This window comes from Burkholderia sp. LMU1-1-1.1, from assembly GCF_040675865.1.
Classification (GTDB): Bacteria; Pseudomonadota; Gammaproteobacteria; order Burkholderiales; family Burkholderiaceae_D; genus Rugamonas.
This window is the reverse complement of the sequence record NZ_JBEGHG010000086.1, coordinates 57040-73760: the sequence shown is the minus strand read 5'-3', so window position 1 is coordinate 73760 and position 16721 is coordinate 57040. Positions and strand designations below refer to the sequence as shown.

Annotated in this window: 14 protein-coding genes; 7 read left to right on the top strand and 7 right to left on the bottom strand. The window is 63.5% G+C overall.

Annotated elements, in window-relative coordinates; genetic code table 11:
* Positions 1-210 precede the first annotated feature (210 nt).
* Together MRBLMU1_RS31610 and MRBLMU1_RS31605 are read left to right on the top strand one after the other, a co-directional pair.
* Positions 211-1266, top strand: coding sequence for a LacI family DNA-binding transcriptional regulator (locus tag MRBLMU1_RS31610; protein ID WP_363510389.1), 1056 nt, complete (start codon positions 211-213; stop codon positions 1264-1266).
* 9 nt (positions 1267-1275) lie between these two features.
* Positions 1276-2205, top strand: a complete 930-nt coding sequence (locus tag MRBLMU1_RS31605; RefSeq protein WP_363510386.1) for a sulfonate ABC transporter substrate-binding protein — start codon at positions 1276-1278, stop codon at positions 2203-2205.
* Between the two features lie 125 nt (positions 2206-2330).
* Here MRBLMU1_RS31605 and MRBLMU1_RS31600 read toward each other — a convergent pair whose 3' ends face one another.
* The 4 genes from MRBLMU1_RS31600 to MRBLMU1_RS31585 all read right to left on the bottom strand — a co-directional run bounded on the left by MRBLMU1_RS31600 (position 2331) and on the right by MRBLMU1_RS31585 (position 7926).
* Positions 2331-2759: a DUF971 domain-containing protein gene (locus MRBLMU1_RS31600; RefSeq protein ID WP_363510383.1), complete on the bottom strand. Its 429-nt coding sequence runs from the start codon at positions 2757-2759 to the stop codon at positions 2331-2333.
* A 2-nt stretch (positions 2760-2761) separates the two neighbouring features.
* Positions 2762-3196, bottom strand: coding sequence for an HIT family protein (locus tag MRBLMU1_RS31595; RefSeq protein WP_363510381.1), 435 nt, complete (start codon positions 3194-3196; stop codon positions 2762-2764).
* Positions 3196-7209: an FAD/FMN-binding oxidoreductase gene (locus MRBLMU1_RS31590; RefSeq protein WP_363510378.1), complete on the bottom strand. Its 4014-nt coding sequence runs from the start codon at positions 7207-7209 to the stop codon at positions 3196-3198. The genes MRBLMU1_RS31595 and MRBLMU1_RS31590 overlap by 1 nt, the downstream gene beginning before the upstream one ends.
* Positions 7210-7434: 225 nt before the next feature.
* The gene (locus MRBLMU1_RS31585) at positions 7435-7926 is read right to left on the bottom strand and encodes a YqaA family protein (protein WP_363510375.1); all 492 of its coding nucleotides are present in this window, start codon (positions 7924-7926) and stop codon (positions 7435-7437) included.
* A gap of 291 nt (positions 7927-8217) precedes the next feature.
* Here MRBLMU1_RS31585 and ilvA point away from each other — a divergent pair, with 291 nt between their 5' ends.
* The 5 genes from ilvA (at position 8218) to rapZ (ending at position 13477) form a co-directional block, all read left to right on the top strand.
* Positions 8218-9753, top strand: a complete 1536-nt coding sequence (ilvA, locus tag MRBLMU1_RS31580; RefSeq protein ID WP_363510962.1) for a threonine ammonia-lyase, biosynthetic — start codon at positions 8218-8220, stop codon at positions 9751-9753.
* 196 nt (positions 9754-9949) lie between these two features.
* Positions 9950-10783 carry an NADPH-dependent 7-cyano-7-deazaguanine reductase QueF gene (queF, locus tag MRBLMU1_RS31575; protein WP_363510372.1) on the top strand — a complete coding sequence of 278 codons (834 nt, stop codon included), beginning with the start codon at positions 9950-9952 and terminating at the stop codon, positions 10781-10783.
* Positions 10784-11088: 305 nt separating this feature from the next.
* The gene (locus tag MRBLMU1_RS31570) at positions 11089-11571 is read left to right on the top strand and encodes a PTS sugar transporter subunit IIA (protein ID WP_090326235.1); all 483 of its coding nucleotides are present in this window, start codon (positions 11089-11091) and stop codon (positions 11569-11571) included.
* 108 nt (positions 11572-11679) lie between these two features.
* Positions 11680-12615 (top strand): HPr(Ser) kinase/phosphatase, encoded by a 936-nt coding sequence (gene hprK / locus MRBLMU1_RS31565; protein ID WP_090326229.1) that lies wholly within the window; start codon positions 11680-11682, stop codon positions 12613-12615.
* Between the two features lies 1 nt (position 12616).
* Positions 12617-13477, top strand: a complete 861-nt coding sequence (rapZ, locus tag MRBLMU1_RS31560; protein ID WP_363510368.1) for an RNase adapter RapZ — start codon at positions 12617-12619, stop codon at positions 13475-13477.
* A 70-nt stretch (positions 13478-13547) separates the two neighbouring features.
* Here the strand turns inward: rapZ and MRBLMU1_RS31555 are convergent, their stop codons facing one another.
* The 3 genes from MRBLMU1_RS31555 to MRBLMU1_RS31545 all read right to left on the bottom strand — a co-directional run bounded on the left by MRBLMU1_RS31555 (position 13548) and on the right by MRBLMU1_RS31545 (position 16713).
* The gene (locus MRBLMU1_RS31555; protein WP_363510365.1) at positions 13548-14630 is read right to left on the bottom strand and encodes an enoyl-CoA hydratase/isomerase family protein; all 1083 of its coding nucleotides are present in this window, start codon (positions 14628-14630) and stop codon (positions 13548-13550) included.
* 166 nt (positions 14631-14796) lie between these two features.
* Positions 14797-15156, bottom strand: a complete 360-nt coding sequence (gene hpf / locus MRBLMU1_RS31550) for a ribosome hibernation-promoting factor, HPF/YfiA family (protein ID WP_209723440.1) — start codon at positions 15154-15156, stop codon at positions 14797-14799.
* Between the two features lie 75 nt (positions 15157-15231).
* On the bottom strand, positions 15232-16713 hold the full coding sequence (locus MRBLMU1_RS31545; RefSeq protein WP_363510362.1) for an RNA polymerase factor sigma-54: 1482 nt from the start codon (positions 16711-16713) through the stop codon (positions 15232-15234).
* Positions 16714-16721 lie beyond the last annotated feature (8 nt).

Genomic DNA, 16721 nt, shown 5'->3' with positions numbered 1-16721 from the left:
TGCCGATCCCTTGATTTGAAAGCGCCCTTTGCGCCATATGCGGAAAATCCACTTTCATCATCGAAGAACCAACTTAGTTCCCCGCCTGACGTTTGCTAGACTTTGAATGGTACCGATACCCTTTTTTTAGTGTCGGCGCGGGCCGATTTGAAGTCAAAGAATTAAAAAACTCATCGATATGTCTTTTCTAAATATGCGTGAAACAAGCAAATGAGCGAGCCGGAAAACACACGCAAACGCCGTGGCTCGGGCCGCGCCACCATCCACGATGTGGCGCGGCTGGCGGAAGTCGGCTCGATCACCGTGTCGCGCTACTTCACGGAGCCGGGCCGCGTGGCGGCCACGCGCAGCGCGCGCATCGCCGCCGCCGTCAAGCAATTGGGCTATGTGCCGAACCTGATGGCGGGCAGCCTGGCGTCTTCGCACAGCCGCATCATCGGTATGGTGATCCCCAATATTTCGGGGCCGATCTTCGCCAGCACGATCCAGAGTTTCAGCGATACGCTGAGCCGCCACGGCTACCAGCTGCTGCTGGCGTCGAGCTACTTTTCGGCCAAACAGGAAGAGAACGCGGTGCGCGCCTTCCTCGGCTGGAAGCCGGCGGCGCTGGTGGTGACGGGGCGGTTCCACAATCGCGCCACGGAGAAGTTGATCTCCGGCGCCGGCATTCCGGTGGTCGAGACATGGGATTACGAGCCGCGCCGCAAACCGATACAGGTCGGCTATTCAAACATCGCCGTCGGCGAGCAGGCGGCGCGCTATCTGTACGCCAAAGGCTATCGCCGCATCGCCTTCGTGCAAAACAGCCTGGCCGGTGACTTGAGCGCGGTAGACCGCAGCGACGGTTACGCGGCGGTGATGCGCGAGCATGGACTGCAACCGAACATCTATGTGCCGACGGCGGAGGCGCCGTTCGACGCCGGCAAACAGGCCATCGAGGCGCTGGCGCTGAAGCCCGCAAGGCGCGGCGGCCAGCACGCCGAGGCGATCATCTTCGCCAACGACAATCTGGCGGCGGGCGCCCTGTTGGCAGGGCAGCGCGCGGGGCTCGAAATACCGAAACAATGCGCCATCGTCGGCTTTGGCGACTACCCGTTCTCGCCGCTGCTGCTTCCCAGTCTGACCACCATCCGGCCGCCGGGGCGCGAGATCGGCGAGATCGCCGCGCTGCGCATCCTGGAGCAGTTGGGCGTGCTGCCGGCGTCCGGCCAGGACTCGCGCCTCAACCTGCTGGCCTGCGAACTTATCGAGCGCGAAAGCGCATAAAGGAAAACCATGAAAAATATCGCCGCCGGCTTGCTGCTGGCCCTCCCCCTGCTGGCGCACGGCGCGCCGGCCATCACCATCGGCTTCCAGAAAAGCAGCGGTCTGCTGGGCATATTGAAGAATCAGGGAACGCTGGAGAAGGCCTTCGCCGGGCAGCAGATCAAGTGGATCGAATTCCCGGCCGGCCCGCAGATGCTGGAGGCGCTCAACGCCGGCAGCATCGATTTCGGCAGCACGGGCGCGCCGCCGCCGGTGTTCGGCCAGGCGGCCGGCATCGACCTGCTGTACGTCGCGGCGGAGCCGGCGCCGGTCAACAGCGAGGCGATCTTCGTGCCCAAGGATTCGGCGGCGCGCACGGTGGCGGATTTGAAGGGTAAAAAGGTGGCGTTCCAGAAGGGATCGGGCTCGCACTTTCTGCTGGTGTCGGCGTTGCAGAAAGCTGGCTTGAAGCTCAGCGACATCAAGCCGGTGTACCTGTCGCCATCGGATGCGCGGGCGGCGTTCGTCAGCGGCGGCATCGATGCGTGGGTGGTGTGGGACCCGTATTTCGCGTCGGCGCAAAAGTCGTATCAGGTGCGGGTGCTGAGCGACTATACCGGCCTGCCGCAGGCGAATGGTTTTTATCTGGCGTCGCGCAAGTTCGCTACGCAGTCGCCGAAGGTGTTGTCGGCGCTATTGGACCAGGTGGCGCTGACCGGCCAGTGGGCCAACGCGCACACGAAGGAAGTGAGCGCCATGCTGGCGCCGCAAATGGGGCTGCCGGTGGATATCGTGGAGACCTGGCAGCGCCGCACGCGAAACGGCGCGGTGCCGGTCAGCGGCGCCATCGCCGCCAGCCAGCAGCGGGTGGCCGACGTGTTCTATCAGCAGAAATTGATACCGAAGGCGATCAATGTGGGAGGGAGTGTCTGGCCATGGCAACCGGCCAGCGCCAGATGAAATCCAGCGGAGACACGTAGGGCGGATTAGGCGGAACGCCGTAATCCGCCATCTTTGAGCCGCCGACGGAGCATGCATTGGCGGATTACGCTTCGCTAATCCGCCCTACGTGTTTCCTCGTGGCGCTAGTGTTTGTGGCCGCAGGATGGGCCGTGCACGTGCGGCGCCGGCGTCGGGGTGTTGGCCGGGTCGCGGCCGCTGTCGCCTTCGAGTCCGGAGGCATGCAGGCGGTCCATGTAGTCCTGCCACAGCTTGTCCTTCTCGTTGCCCAGCTTGTATAGGTAGTCCCACGTGAACAAGCCCGTGTTATGGCCATCGGTAAAAGTCGGTTGCACCGCGTAGTTACCGACCGGGTCCATCGCGGCGATGCCCACTTCGCGCTTGCCGACTTGCAGCACTTCCTGGCCCGGGCCGTGGCCCATGACCTCGGCCGACGGCGAGTACACCCGCATCAACTCGAACGGAATCGTGAACGAGGCGCCGTCGTCGAAGGCGATGTCGAGCACCTTGGACTTGTTGTGGACGGTGATGGCGGTTGGATTCTTGGTGCTCATGGTTATGCTTTCAAACGTTCGATAATCGCGGCGTGCAGCGCCGGCACCAGCGCGCGGCGCGCGGTCAGCACCTCCGGCGCGCCGGAGCGTGCCGCCGTGGCGAAGCTCGAGTTGGGAAAATGCGCGTCATCCAGATAACGCGGAATCACATGCCAATGCACGTGTGGCGTCATGTTGCCGAAGCTGGCCAGATTGATCTTCTCCGGCGCCATCACGGCGCGCTGCGCCGACTCGACCGAGAACACCAAATCCATCACGCGGCCGCGCTCGGCGGCATCCAGATCCGTCATCTCCTTGACGTGCGCGTTCCACACCACGCGGGTGAAGCCTGGATACTCGGCATCCTCGACGGCGATCACGGACAGTTGGTGGTCGCTCCAGATGACGACGCCTTCGGCAGGCGCCGCCAGCAGCTTGCACAGATCACAGCCCGCCATCACACCAGCACCCGCTCGATGCCGCCGTCGTTGGCGCGCTTGACGTAGTCGGCCATCCAGTTCTCGCCCAGCAGATGCTTGGCGATCTCGACGACGATGTAGTCGGCCGTCGTGCCGGCGTCCTCGCCGTAGCGCGACACGCCGCCCAGGCAGGCCGGGCAGCTGGTCAGGATCTTGACCTCGCCCTCGAAGCCGTCGGCGCGCAGCTTGTCCGCGCCCTTGATGACTTCCTCTTCCTTGCGGAAGCGCACCTGCGTCGAAATGTCCGGACGGGCGATCATCAACGTGCCCGAGTCGCCGCAGCAGCGGTCGTTCTTCTCGATCTTGACGTTGTCGTGGGTGGCGATCAGGCCGTTGACGGTCTTGGTCGCCTCCTGCAACTTCATCGGCGTGTGGCACGGCTCGTGGTACATATAGCGCGTACCGGTCACGCCTTCGAGGCGCACCTGCTTCTCCAGCAGATATTCGTGGATGTCCATGATGCGGCAGCCCGGGAAGATCTTCTCGAACTCGTAGGTCGCCAGCTGGTCGTAGCAGGTGCCGCACGACACCAGCACCGTCTTGATGTCCAGATAGTTGAGCGTGTTGGCCATGCGATGGAACAGCACGCGGTTATCGGTCATCATCTTCTCGGCCTTGTCGTACTCGCCGGAGCCGCGCTGCGGATAGCCGCAGCACAGGTAGCCCGGCGGCAGCACGGTCTGCACGCCCACTTCCCACAGCATCGCCTGGGTCGCCAGGCCGACCTGCGAGAACAGCCGCTCCGAGCCGCAGCCCGGGAAGTAGAACACCGCCTCGGTATCGGCCGTGGTCTTCTTCGGATTGCGGATGATCGGGATGACCTTGTCGTCCTCGATGTCGAGCAGGGCGCGCGCGGTCTTCTTCGGCAAGCCGCCCGGCATCTTCTTGTTGATGAAGTGGATCACCTGCTCGCGCACCGGCGGCTTGCCGACGGTCGGCGGCGGCGCCTTGGTCTGCTTGCGGGCGAATTTCTTCAGCAGGTCGTTGCCCATGCGCTGGGCCTTGTAGCCGATCCCGACCATCGCCGCGCGGGTGGCGTTGATGGTGGCCGGATCGGTGGCGTTGAGGAAGAACATCGCCGCCGATTTGCCCGGGTTGAACGACTTCTTGTCCATCTTGCGCAGCAAATTACGCATGTTCATCGACACGTCGCCGAAGTCGATGTTGACCGGGCACGGCGTCACGCACTTGTGGCAAATGGTGCAGTGATCGGCCACGTCCTCGAACTCTTCCCAATGCTTGATCGAGATGCCACGGCGGGTTTGCTCTTCGTACAGGAAGGCCTCGATCAGCGACGATGTCGCCAGGATCTTGTCGCGCGGCGAGTACAGCAGGTTCGCGCGCGGCACGTGGGTCGAGCACACCGGCTTGCATTTGCCGCAGCGCAGGCAGTCCTTGATGCTGTTGGCGATCTCGCCGATATCGCTCTGCTGCATGATCAGCGATTCGTGGCCCATCAGGCCGAACGACGGCGTGTAGGCGTTCGACAGGTCCGCTTCCATGCCCGGCAGGTTGAGCAGCTTGCCTTTGTTGAAGCGGCCTTCCGGATCGACGCGCAGCTTGTAATCGCGGAACGGGCCGATTTCCTCCTCGGTCAGGAACTCCAGCTTGGTGATGCCGATGCCGTGCTCGCCCGAGATGACGCCGTTGAGCGAACGGGCCAGCACCATGATGCGGGCGACGGCGGAATGCGCCAGTTGCAGCATCTCGTAATGGTCCGAGTTGACCGGCAGATTGGTGTGGACGTTGCCGTCGCCGGCGTGCATGTGCAGCGCCACGAACACCCGGCCGCGCAGCACGCGCTTATGGATCGCGGTCGCCTCGTCGAGGATCAGCTTGTAGGCGGCGCCGCTGAAGATCTGGCGCAGCTGCGCGCGGATTTCCTGCTTCCACGTCACGCGGATGGTGCGGTCCTGGACGATGTCGAACAGGGTCGCGTCCGGCTGTATCTTCAGGCGCTCGTCGAACACCGCCAGCAGGCGCTCCAGGCCCAGCGCGGCCAGCTCGCCGGTGACGGCGTTCAATGGCTTGTCGAGCTCGGCCAGCAGGAAGGTCCAGCGGGCGTGTACTTGCGACAGCAATGCTTCGGCCTGCTGCACGCGGTCGCCCAGCATTTCCTCGTCGCCCACGCCGTCGTCGGCGTCGTCGCTCTTGCCGATCGGCAGATTGCCGGCGGCGAAGAAGGCGCGCAGCTCGTCGACCAGTTGCAGCTTGTTCTTGATCGACAGCTCGATGTTGATGCGCTCGATGCCGTCGGTGTACTCGCCCATGCGGTTGAGTGGAATCACGACGTCTTCATTGATCTTGAAGGCGTTGGTGTGCTTGGCGATGGCGGCCGTGCGGGCGCGGTCGAGCCAGAACTTCTTGCGCGCCTCCGGGCTGACGGCGACAAAGCCCTCGCCGACGCGGGTGTTGGCGATGCGCACCACCTCCGACGCGGCCATGGCCACGGCGTTCTCGTCGTCGCCGACGATGTCGCCGAACAGCGCCATCTTCGGCAGCACGCCGCGCTTCGATTTGGTCGCGTAGCCGACCGCGCGCAGGTAGCGCTCGTCCAGGTGCTCCAGACCGGCCAGGCGCAGGGTGGCGAACTGCTCGCCCTTGGCCGGCAAGCCGTCGAGGTAATCCTTGATCTCGACGATCGATGGGATCGCATCGCGCGCCTGGCCGAAGAACTCCAGGCAGACGGTGCGGGCGAACTTCGGCATCTTGTGCAGGATCCAGCGGCCCGAGGTGATCAGGCCGTCGGTGCCCTCCTTCTGGATGCCGGGCAGGCCGGACAGGAACTTGTCGGTCACGTCCTTGCCCAGGCCTTCCTTGCGGAAGGTGCGGCCGGCGATCTCCAGGATCTCGGTCTTGAACGGCGCGCCTTTCGACTCGCCGCGCGCGGTCGGATGGGTCCACTCCAGCTTGAAGCGGGCCAATGGCGTGTCGTGGATCTTCGACAGGTTGTGGTCCAGGCGCGTGACTTCGAGCCAGTCGCCGTTCGGATCGACCATGCGCCACGAGGCCAGGTTGTCGAGCGCGGTGCCCCACAACACGGCCTTCTTGCCGCCCGCGTTCATGGCGATATTGCCGCCGATGCAGGACGCGTGCGCCGAGGTCGGATCGACCGCGAACACGAAGCCGGCCTTCTCGGCCGCCTCGGACACCTTGTTGGTGATCACGCCGGCGCCGGTGTAGATGGTGGCGTATTCCTTGTCGAGGCCGGGCAGCACCTTCATCTCGACCGCGCCCATGTTGAGCAGCTTCTCGGTGTTGATGACGGCCGACATCGGCGTCAGCGGAATGGCGCCGCCGGTGTAGCCGGTGCCGCCGCCGCGCGGGATGATGGTCAGCCCCAGTTCGATGCAGCCCTTGACCAGGCCGGCCATCTCCTCTTCGTTGTCGGGCGTGAGCACCACGAACGGATACTCGACGCGCCAGTCGGTGGCGTCGGTCACGTGCGAGATGCGCTTCATGCCGTCGAAGCAGATGTTGTGCTTGTCGGTGTAGCGGCCCAGCACCTTGTAGGTGCGCTTGCGCAGGTCGTAGACCTGTTTGAATTCCTCGCCGAAGTCGGCCACGGCCTTGCCGGCGGCGCGCAGCAGCTTGACCACGTTGGCGCTGCGCTGCTTGGCGGCTTCCGATTCACTGCCGTCGTCGTCGATGGTCAGGCGTCGCTTGTCGACCTCGGCCAGACGGTGGTGCAGCGCGTTGATCAGCTCCTGGCGGCGCTTCGGATTGTCGAGCATGTCGTCCTGCAGGTACGGATTGCGGCGGACGGCCCAGATATCGCCGAGCACCTCGTACAGCATGCGGGCCGAGCGGCCGGTCTGGCGGGCGCCGCGCAGCGCGTCGAGCAAGCTCCACGATTCCTCGCCCAGCAGCCGGATGACGATCTCGCGATCGGAAAACGACGTGTAGTTGTAAGGAATTTCGCGAAGACGCTGGGTCTCCGGTCCGTGGGGCGTTTCCGCCAGCAGAGCTTGGATTTGTGCAGGGGCATTCATTATGCGATTGGACTTGTAAACTGGAACCCGGGAGGGCCATTCTAGCGTATTGCGACGCACCATGTCGGAACAGCCTTAGACGGCAGGGGGACTCTCGCGCACCCCGCCACGCGCTATTAATTTGCGGATGAGCTTGATTACCGGCGTTAAAATTCAACTTTTCCGCCGGAAACTGAACGAAATTCCGAATCCTGCGCATCCGGCAATACGATCAATTGCACCAGATTAGCCCAGCATTTGCCCGATCCGGTGCCAGACGCCGTCCGGCACATACAACAACAAGGTGGTCATGGTCAGGTAGCGCAGCAGTTTGCCGACGGCCATATAGGCCAGGCTGGGCCAGAAAGGCAGCTTGAGCCAGCCGCCCAGGGTGCACAGCGGATCGCCGATGCCGGGCAGCCAGGCCAGCAGCATGGTCTTGGCGCCGTAGCGCTCCAGCCAATGGAACCAGCGGCTCTTGCGCTCCTTGGCAAAGGTGGTCTTGGCCTGGTAGCCGATCCAGTAATCGACCGCCCCGCCCAGCGTATTGCCGACGGTGGCCACGCCGATGGCGCTCCAGAACAGCTCCGGGTTGGCCTTAATGACGGCAAACACCGCCGGCTCCGAGCCCAGCGGCACCAGGGTGGCGGAGACGAAACTGATGATGAACACTGATGTCAGGCCCACTTCCGGCGCCGCGAGCACATTGAGCAGCCAGGCGATTGCAGATTCGATCATCGGTTTCTTTAGCGGGACGAAAGGTGTCCATTATAATGATCCGCACACCGCACGATTGAACAGCCCGGTCCTTGCCCACCGGCATCCGACCCGCGCCCCTGCCCGACCCGGTCACCCGCCGGATAGTTAGCATCGAACAACTGCGGAGCCCCCGCCCCAGCGGGGTCAAGTCTGACATTCGGACACGAGCTGTGCCGTAGCCGCTATTACGGCACAGCTCGTGTCCGAATGTCAGACTTGACCCCCGAGGGTTTTTTGGCTCCGGCCCTCTGGAATCACTGTTTGCAGACTATGACTATCGACTATCTGAAGAAAATCCTGACCGCGCGCGTCTATGACGTCGCTGATGAAACCCCGCTGGAACTCGCGCCGACCCTGTCGCAGCGCTACGAGAACCGAATTTATTTCAAGCGCGAGGACATGCAGAGCGTGTTCAGCTTCAAGATTCGCGGCGCCTACAACAAGATGGCCCACCTGAGCGACGCCCAGCGCAAGCGCGGCGTCATTTGCGCCTCGGCCGGCAACCACGCCCAGGGCGTGGCGCTGTCGGCGGCCAAGCTGGGCTGCCGCGCGCTGATCGTCATGCCGACCACCACGCCGCAAGTGAAGATCGACGCCGTCAAGGCGCGCGGCGGCTCGGATGTGGAGGTGGTGCTGCACGGCGAGTCCTACACCGATGCCTATAACCACGCGCTGACCTTGGAACAGGAACAGAAGCTGACCTTCGTCCATCCGTTCGACGATCCCGACGTCATCGCCGGCCAGGGCACCATCGGCATGGAGATCCTGCGCCAGCATTCCGGCCCCATCCACGCCATCTTCGTCGCCATCGGCGGCGGCGGCCTGATCGCGGGCGTGGCGTCGTACGTCAAGGCGATCCGCCCGGACATCAAGATCATCGGCGTGCAGACCATCGATTCGGACGCGATGGCGCGCAGCATCAAGGCCGGCGAGCGCGTCACCCTGGCCGATGTCGGCCTGTTCTCCGACGGCACCGCCGTGCGCCTGGTCGGCGAGGAAACCTTCCGCATCGCGCGCGAACTGGTCGACGACATCATCATCGTCGACACCGACGCCATCAGCGCCGCCATCAAAGACGTGTTCACCGACACCCGCAGCATCCTGGAGCCGGCCGGCGCGCTGGCCATCGCCGGCGCCAAGGCCTACATCGAGCGCGCGGCCATGACCAAGGACCCGATCAAGAACGAGACCCTGATCACCATCGCCTGCGGCGCCAACATGAACTTCGACCGTCTGCGCTTCGTCGCCGAGCGCGCCGAACTGGGCGAGGCGCGCGAGGCCGTGTTCGCCGTCACCTTGCCCGAGCAGCGCGGCAGCTTCAAGCGCTTCTGCTCGCTGGTGGGGCCGCGCAACGTGACCGAATTCAACTACCGCATCAGCGACAAGGACGAGGCGCACGTGTTCGTCGGCGTGCAGATCGCCGACCGCGGCGAGTCCGGCGCGCTGGCGCGCAAGTTCGAGGAGCACGATTTCCGGACGCTGGACCTGACCCACGACGAGCTGGCCAAGGCCCACATCCGCCACCTGGTCGGCGGCAAGAGCGGGCTGGCCAAGGACGAACTGCTGTACCGCTTCGAGTTCCCGGAGCGCCCGGGCGCGCTGATGCGCTTCCTCGACAGCATGGCGCCGAACTGGAACATCTCGCTGTGCCACTACCGCAGCCAGGGCGGCGACGTCGGCCGCATCCTGATCGGGCTGCAGGTGCCGTCCGAGGAGATGGGCGCGTTCGCGCAATTCCTCACCACGCTCGGCTACCGTTACTGGGACGAGAGCGCCAATCCGGTCTACAAGCTGTTCCTGGGCTGAAGAGTAAGCGTCTTCTGAACCACGTAGGGCGGATTAGCGCAGCGTAATCGGCCATGTTTGCGTTTCGACGGCGCACGCATTGGCGGATTACGCGTGCCGCCTAATCCGCCCTACGTGATCAGCCGGGATCATCGAGGCCGAGACACTTTGCGGCGAAGTACGCTACCATTTCACCTTTACCGATTCAAAGCCCGCCATGACCAACTCCGTCGACCTGTCCCCGCTGGGAAAAACCTCCGCCTACCGCACCGATTACGCGCCGGAGCTGCTGTTCCCCATTCCGCGCCAGGGCAAGCGCGACGAGCTGGGCCTGAACGGCACCCTGCCCTTCTTCGGCGTCGACATCTGGAACGCCTACGAGATCTCCTGGCTGAACCAGCGCGGCAAGCCGCAGGTGGCCATCGCGCGCGTGACCTTCCCGGCCGATTCGCCCAACATCATCGAATCGAAATCGTTCAAGCTCTACCTCAATTCGTTCAACCAGACCCGCCTGGAAAACGTGGTGGCGCTCAAATCGCTGCTGCAACAGGACCTGACCGAGGCGGCCGGCGCCAACGTCCACATCTCGCTGACCCAGCCGGAGGAATTCGGCATGATCTCGATGGGCGAACTCGACGGCCTGCTGCTGGACCGCCTCGACATCGAGGTCGACAACTACAGCCCGTCGCCGGAGATCCTCAAGGCCGCGCACGACGAGGAGCCGGTCGAGGAGAAGCTGGTGTCGCACCTGCTCAAGTCGAACTGCCTGGTCACCGGCCAGCCCGACTGGGCCAGTGTGCAGATCCACTACGCCGGCCCGCAAATCGACCAGGAAAGTTTATTGAAATACCTGATCGGTTTCCGCGAGCACAACGAATTCCACGAACAATGCGTCGAGCGCATCTTCGTCGACATCCTGCGCCAATGCGCGCCGCAGCAGCTGGCGGTGTACGCGCGCTACACCCGGCGCGGCGGACTCGACATCAATCCATGGCGCAGCAATTTCAGCACGGCACAGAAGCCGCCCAACCTGCGGGGCGCACGCCAATAGCAAAATCAGGCGTATGATGTGACCAATGATGCGACTTTCGTAAGAAATGAGCGCATCCGCCGAAAAACGCGAAAAATCGGAAAACCTTGCCGGTTTGCGGCGAAAAACCGGCGTTTTCACACTTTTTTGCGCATAAATAGCAAATGCTTTCTGCGGTGCATTTTCGATAACACCTTTGGCGGCCCGGCGCGCCGGCGGCCTGACATCAAAGCAACGCCTGCGCGAGCGAATTCATGTTACATGGCGCACAAACAAGCCTATAATTCGGCGGCACGCCTTGTGCGTCGTAACATTCTTATCGTCTTATGAATAACCTGAGCAAAATACTCTCACTCGAAAATGTCCTGCTTGACCTGGAAGTCTCCAGCAAGAAGCGGGCATTCGAGCAAGCCGGCCTGATCTTCGAAAACAACTGCGGTATCGCCCGCTCCACCGTCTCGGACAACCTGTTCGCGCGCGAGCGCCTCGGTTCCACCGGGCTCGGTCATGGCGTGGCCGTGCCGCACGGCCGCATCAAGGGCATGAAGAGCCTGAAATCGCCGCTGGCGGCCTTCGTCCGCCTGGCCGAGCCGATTCCGTTCGAGTCGCCCGACGGCAAGCCGGTCAACCTGCTGTTCTTCCTGTTGATCCCGGACCACGTCACCCAGCAGCACCTGGAGATCCTGTCCGAGATCGCCGAGATGTTCTCGGACGACGCCTTCCGCACCGCGCTGAGCACCGATCCGGACCCGAAATCGGTACACTCGCGCATCATCAACTGGATGCCGAGCCTGCAGGCGGCCGGCTAAAAAACCGCGTCGCGAGGTGGCCAATCAGTGGCTTGCAAGCATGAGGGGCGGGACAATAGGTTAAACTTAGGGCGCAGGCCCCGTTCAACCTTGAGATAAAGACGCCCCATGCTGCAAACGCCGCTGACGATACAAAGGCTTTACGACGACAATCGCGAGAGTTTGCAGCTCGGCTGGTTCGCCGGCTTTCCCGGCGGCGAGCGCCTCATCTCCGGCGACGTGGCCTCCGCCGCCGACCAGGTCGGCCACCTGAACACCATCCACCCCGGCCGCATCCAGGTCTTCGGGCACCAGGAAATCAATTACTACCAGCGCCTGAAGGCGCTCACGCGCGCCCACGTCATCGGCGAGCTGATCGCTGGCGGCCCGCCGGCGCTGATCATCGCCCAGGGCCTGGAAACGCCGCCCGACATCCTCGCCATCTGCGACGAAAAAAACATCCCGCTGTTCTCCACTCCGTTACCTGCCGCACAGGTGATCGACTTCCTGCGCGTGTATCTTTCCAAGAAGCTGGCGCAACGCATCATCATGCACGGCGTCTTCATGGACGTGCTCGGCGTGGGCGTGCTGATCACCGGCGACTCCGGCCTCGGCAAAAGCGAGCTGGGCCTGGAACTGATTTCGCGCTCGCACGGCCTGGTGGCCGACGACGCGGTGGAGTTTTCGCGCATCGCGCCGAACATGATCGAGGGCCGCTGCCCCGCCCTGCTGCAGAATCTGCTGGAAGTGCGCGGGCTGGGCCTGCTGGACATCAAGGCGATCTTCGGCGAGACGGCGGTGCGCCGCAAGATGCGCCTGAAACTGATCGTGCATCTGGTGCGGCGCGGCGCGCTGGAGGAGGAAGTGGAACGGCTGCCGTTCCAGTTCCCGACCGAGGACGTGCTGGGCCTGCCGATCCGCAAGGTCGTCATTCCCGTGGCGGCCGGCCGCAACATCGCGGTGCTGCTGGAGGCCGCCGTCCGCAACACGATACTGCAATTGCGCGGCATCGACACACTACAGGAGTTCATGGAGCGCCAGCGGCAAGCCATGAGCGGAGATTGACATGCGCATCGTCCTCATCACAGGCATATCCGGCTCCGGCAAATCGGTGGCCCTGAACGTGCTGGAAGACACCGGCCACTATTGCGTCGACAACCTGCCGCCGGCGTTGCTGTCGAACCTGGTTTCGACCTTGGCCGAGGAAGGCTTGCAGGCGCTGGCGGTGGCCGTCGACGCCCGCAGCGCCGAATCGCTGGCCTCGCTGCCGGCCGACGTCAAGCGGCTGCGCGAAGAGGGGCACGACGTCAAGGTCATGTTCCTCACCGCTAACACGCACTCGCTGGTGGCGCGCTTCTCGGAGACGCGCCGCAGCCACCCGCTGTCGCACGAGTTGCGTCCGGGGCAGAATCCGGCCGCGCGCCGCACCTTGATCGAATGCATCATGGAAGAGCGCGAGCGGCTGTCGGCCATCGAACAGCTGGGCCACGTGGTCGACACGTCGGAACTGAGCGCCAACAAGCTGCGCGCCTGGGTCAAGGATCTGGTCGCCAGCGAGGGGGCGCCGCTGACCTTGTTCTTCGAATCGTTCGCCTTCAAGCTGGGCGTGCCGATGGACGCGGACTTCGTGTTCGACGTGCGCGCGCTGCCGAATCCGTATTACGATTTGACGTTGCGGCCGCTGACCGGGCGCGACGCGCCGGTGATCGATTTCCTCGACGCGCAGCCGAGCGCCATCGAGATGATGGGCGATATCCGTGCCTTCATCGAGAAATGGCTGCCGTTCTTCAAGACCGATAACCGCAGTTATTTGACGGTGGCGCTGGGGTGCACCGGCGGACAACACCGGTCGGTGTATATGGCGGAAAAGTTAGCCGCGTATTTCCATCCGAACGAGCGGGTGGTGTTACGGCACAGGGAGCAGTAGCCAAGAACGTCCGCCGACCACGGAGATGTTTTTTTTCGGCGCGGGCCGCAAAACCGTTGCCGGTTTGCGGTCAAAGATGCCGCAGCGGGTGGGCGTATTCCGGCCACACGGGCTCGAACAGGCGCCGCACCATTTCCTCGGTCACCTGCTCCAACGACGGCGGATTCCATTTCGGCGCACCGTCCTTGTCGATGACGAGCGCGCGCACGCCTTCGATGACCTCGCCGTGTTCAAACACACGCCTGACCAGCGCGCGCTCCATGCGCAGGCAGCCGCCCATGTCCAGCGCCGCCCCGCGCTCGATCAACTCGTGCGTCACGCTCATCATCAACGGCGACCGGCTCGCCATCGTCCGCACGGTGGCCCGCGCGAACGGGCTGGTATCCGACTCCAGCGAAGCGACAATGGCCGGCACCGACCCGGCGCCGAAGTGGCGGTCGATGGCCCCACGCTCCGCCTCCAGCTTGCCCACCCCGACCGCGTCCCTGAACGGCTCCGCAAAAGCCGCGATCGCCTCGACCAACTCCGCGCCGGGCGTCGACTCCAGGATCGCATACAGCAGCTCCAGCTCGTCCGCGGGCACATAATGATCGGCCAGGCCGGCATACAGCGCGTCGGCCGCGCCTATCGTCGCGCCGGTCACGCCGAGATAGCGGCCCAGGCCGCCCGGCGCGCGCGACAGGAAATAGCTGCCGCCGACATCCGGGAACAGGCCGATGTTCACCTCCGGCATCGCCATCTTGGTGCGCTCGGTGACGATGCGCACCCGGCCGTCCGGCCCGCTCTGCGCGATGCCCATGCCGCCGCCCATGACCACCCCATCCATCAGCGCGATGTAGGGCTTGGGGTAGCTGTGCACCAGATGGTTGAGCGAGTACTCCTCGGTGAAGAAATCCTCGATCGGCGCGCTGCCCGTTTGTGGCGTGGCGCGGCCGGCGTCGTAGAAGAAACGGATGTCGCCGCCGGCGCAGAAAGCCTTTTCGCTGCTGCCACGGATGACGACGGCGGCGACATCGGAGTCGTCGCGCCACGCCAGCAGCGCCGCCGTGATGGCGCGCAGCATCTCCAACGACAGCGAGTTCAACGCCCGGGGCCGGTCGAGGGTGATGAAGCCGGTGCCGTTGACGATGCTGGTGTGGACCCATTCACTCATGATGTCGCGACCCGTGATGAAAAACCTATTCTACCGCCACTTCCGCGCGCGCGGCGTCGCCGCCGAAACGGGATAAATTATTTTCATCGAATCGAGGTGGACATAAAACGCGGACACAAAAAAGGGCGCCCTTGCGCCCTTTGTTGGATGGTGCCGGAGGCCGTTGTTATAGGGCGGCGGCAGCGGGTTCGTAGCTATCCGGGAGATGCTTGATCGCATCGTGGCCGTGCTGCTGAACTTTGGATTTGTATTTCATGACCTGACGGTCGAGCTTGTCGACCAGGGTGTCGATCGCGGCGTACAGGTCTTGCGACAGGCTTTCCACGTACACGGTTTTACCCGACATGCGCAGATTGATTTCAGCCTTCTGGCGTTTGGATTTCTCTTTAAGGTTATCTACAGTCAGGATGACAGCAATATCAATAACTTGATCGAAGTGACGAGTGACACGTTCCAGTTTGCTCTGTACGTATTCGCGGATGGCCGCGGTCACTTCGAGATGATGTCCACTGATGGTCAGATTCATACACGCTCCTAAAGATAAATGTCGCTTACGGTCAGTGCCGCGCCCATTGCGGCCGGGCGCACAGTGACCAAGTAACTACAAAGACTTGCGGAGACTAACGGGAGGGATTTTCAACGCTTCGCGATATTTGGCAACAGTCCGTCGCGCAATCACCATGCCTTGTTCCCCCAGCATGTCCGCAATCTTACTGTCGGATAAAGGATTTTTAGGGTCTTCAGCTCCTGTCAATTGCACGATGAGTGCCCGTATCGCCGTCGAACTTGCTTCACCGCCCGCTTCGGTGGCGACGTGGCTACCAAAGAAATATTTCAACTCAAACATGCCGTGCGGCGTCAGCATGTACTTTTGAGTCGTCACCCGAGAAATAGTGCTCTCGTGTAAACCCAGTGTATCAGCAATTTCGCGAAGCACAAGGGGGCGCATGGCAACCGCGCCGTGCGAGAAAAAGTTCTTTTGCCTTTCTACTATCGCCTGCGCCACGCGCAGGATGGTGTCGAAGCGCTGGCGCATATTCTTGATCAGCCACTTGGCTTCCTGCAACTGGGCGCCCATCGCGCCCTCGCCCTTGCCCTGCTTGAGCAGGTTGGCGTACATGGCGTTGACCCGCAGGCGCGGCATGACGTCGTTGTTGAGGCTGACCTGCCAGCCGTTGCGCGCCTTCTTGACGATCACGTCCGGCACCACGTAGTCGGACACGTCCGAGGCGAAGGCCGAACCCGGATGCGGATTGCACAGGCGGATGACGGCCTGCGCCTCGCGCAAGTCCTCGTCGTCGCACACCAGCGCCTTTTTCAGCTTGTTGAAATCGCGCTGGGCGAACCAGGTCAGATGGTTCTCGACGATGGTCAGCGCCATGCGCCGCGTCACCAGCGCGATGCCCGGCAGGCGCTTGATCTGCAGCGCCAGGCATTCGGAGGCGTTGCGCGCGCCCACGCCCATCGGGTCGAAGCTTTGCAGCATCGACAAGGCGGTGCGCAGTTCGTCGATGTCGACTTCCAGTTCCTCCGGCAGGCGCGCGTGGATCTCCTCCAGCGGCTCCTCCAGGTAGCCGTTCTCGTCGAGCGCGTCGATGATCAGCTCGACCAGCGCGCGGTCGCGCGTCTCCAGCACGGTCACCCGCATCTGCTCCATCAGATGCTCGCGCAGCGTGCAGTGGTTGGCCTCCAGTTGGGGACGCGCGTCCTCGTCGTCGGGGGCCTTGCTGCGGCCGGCGTCGCTCCAGTCGACGTCGGCCTCGCTGCTGGTACTTTCGGTATCGGCGGCGGGGCCGTCGTAGGGGTCGGCGTCGGCGGCGGCCGGCGCGTCCTGCTGGCCCGGCGGGCCTTCGGGCGGCGCCTCGCCGGACGGCGCCTGCTGGCTGATGGCGCCGTCGGACAACAGCCGCAGCGATCGGTCGAGCGGGTCGTCCAGACGCTCGAGCAGGGGGTTGTCGGTGAGCAGTTGCTCGAGCTCCTGGTGCAGCTCCAGCGTGGACAGCTGCAGCAGACGGATCGACTGCTGCAGCTGGGGTGTCAGCGCGAGGTGCTGCGACGTGCGCAGTTGCAATGACTGTTTCATGGGGCCTA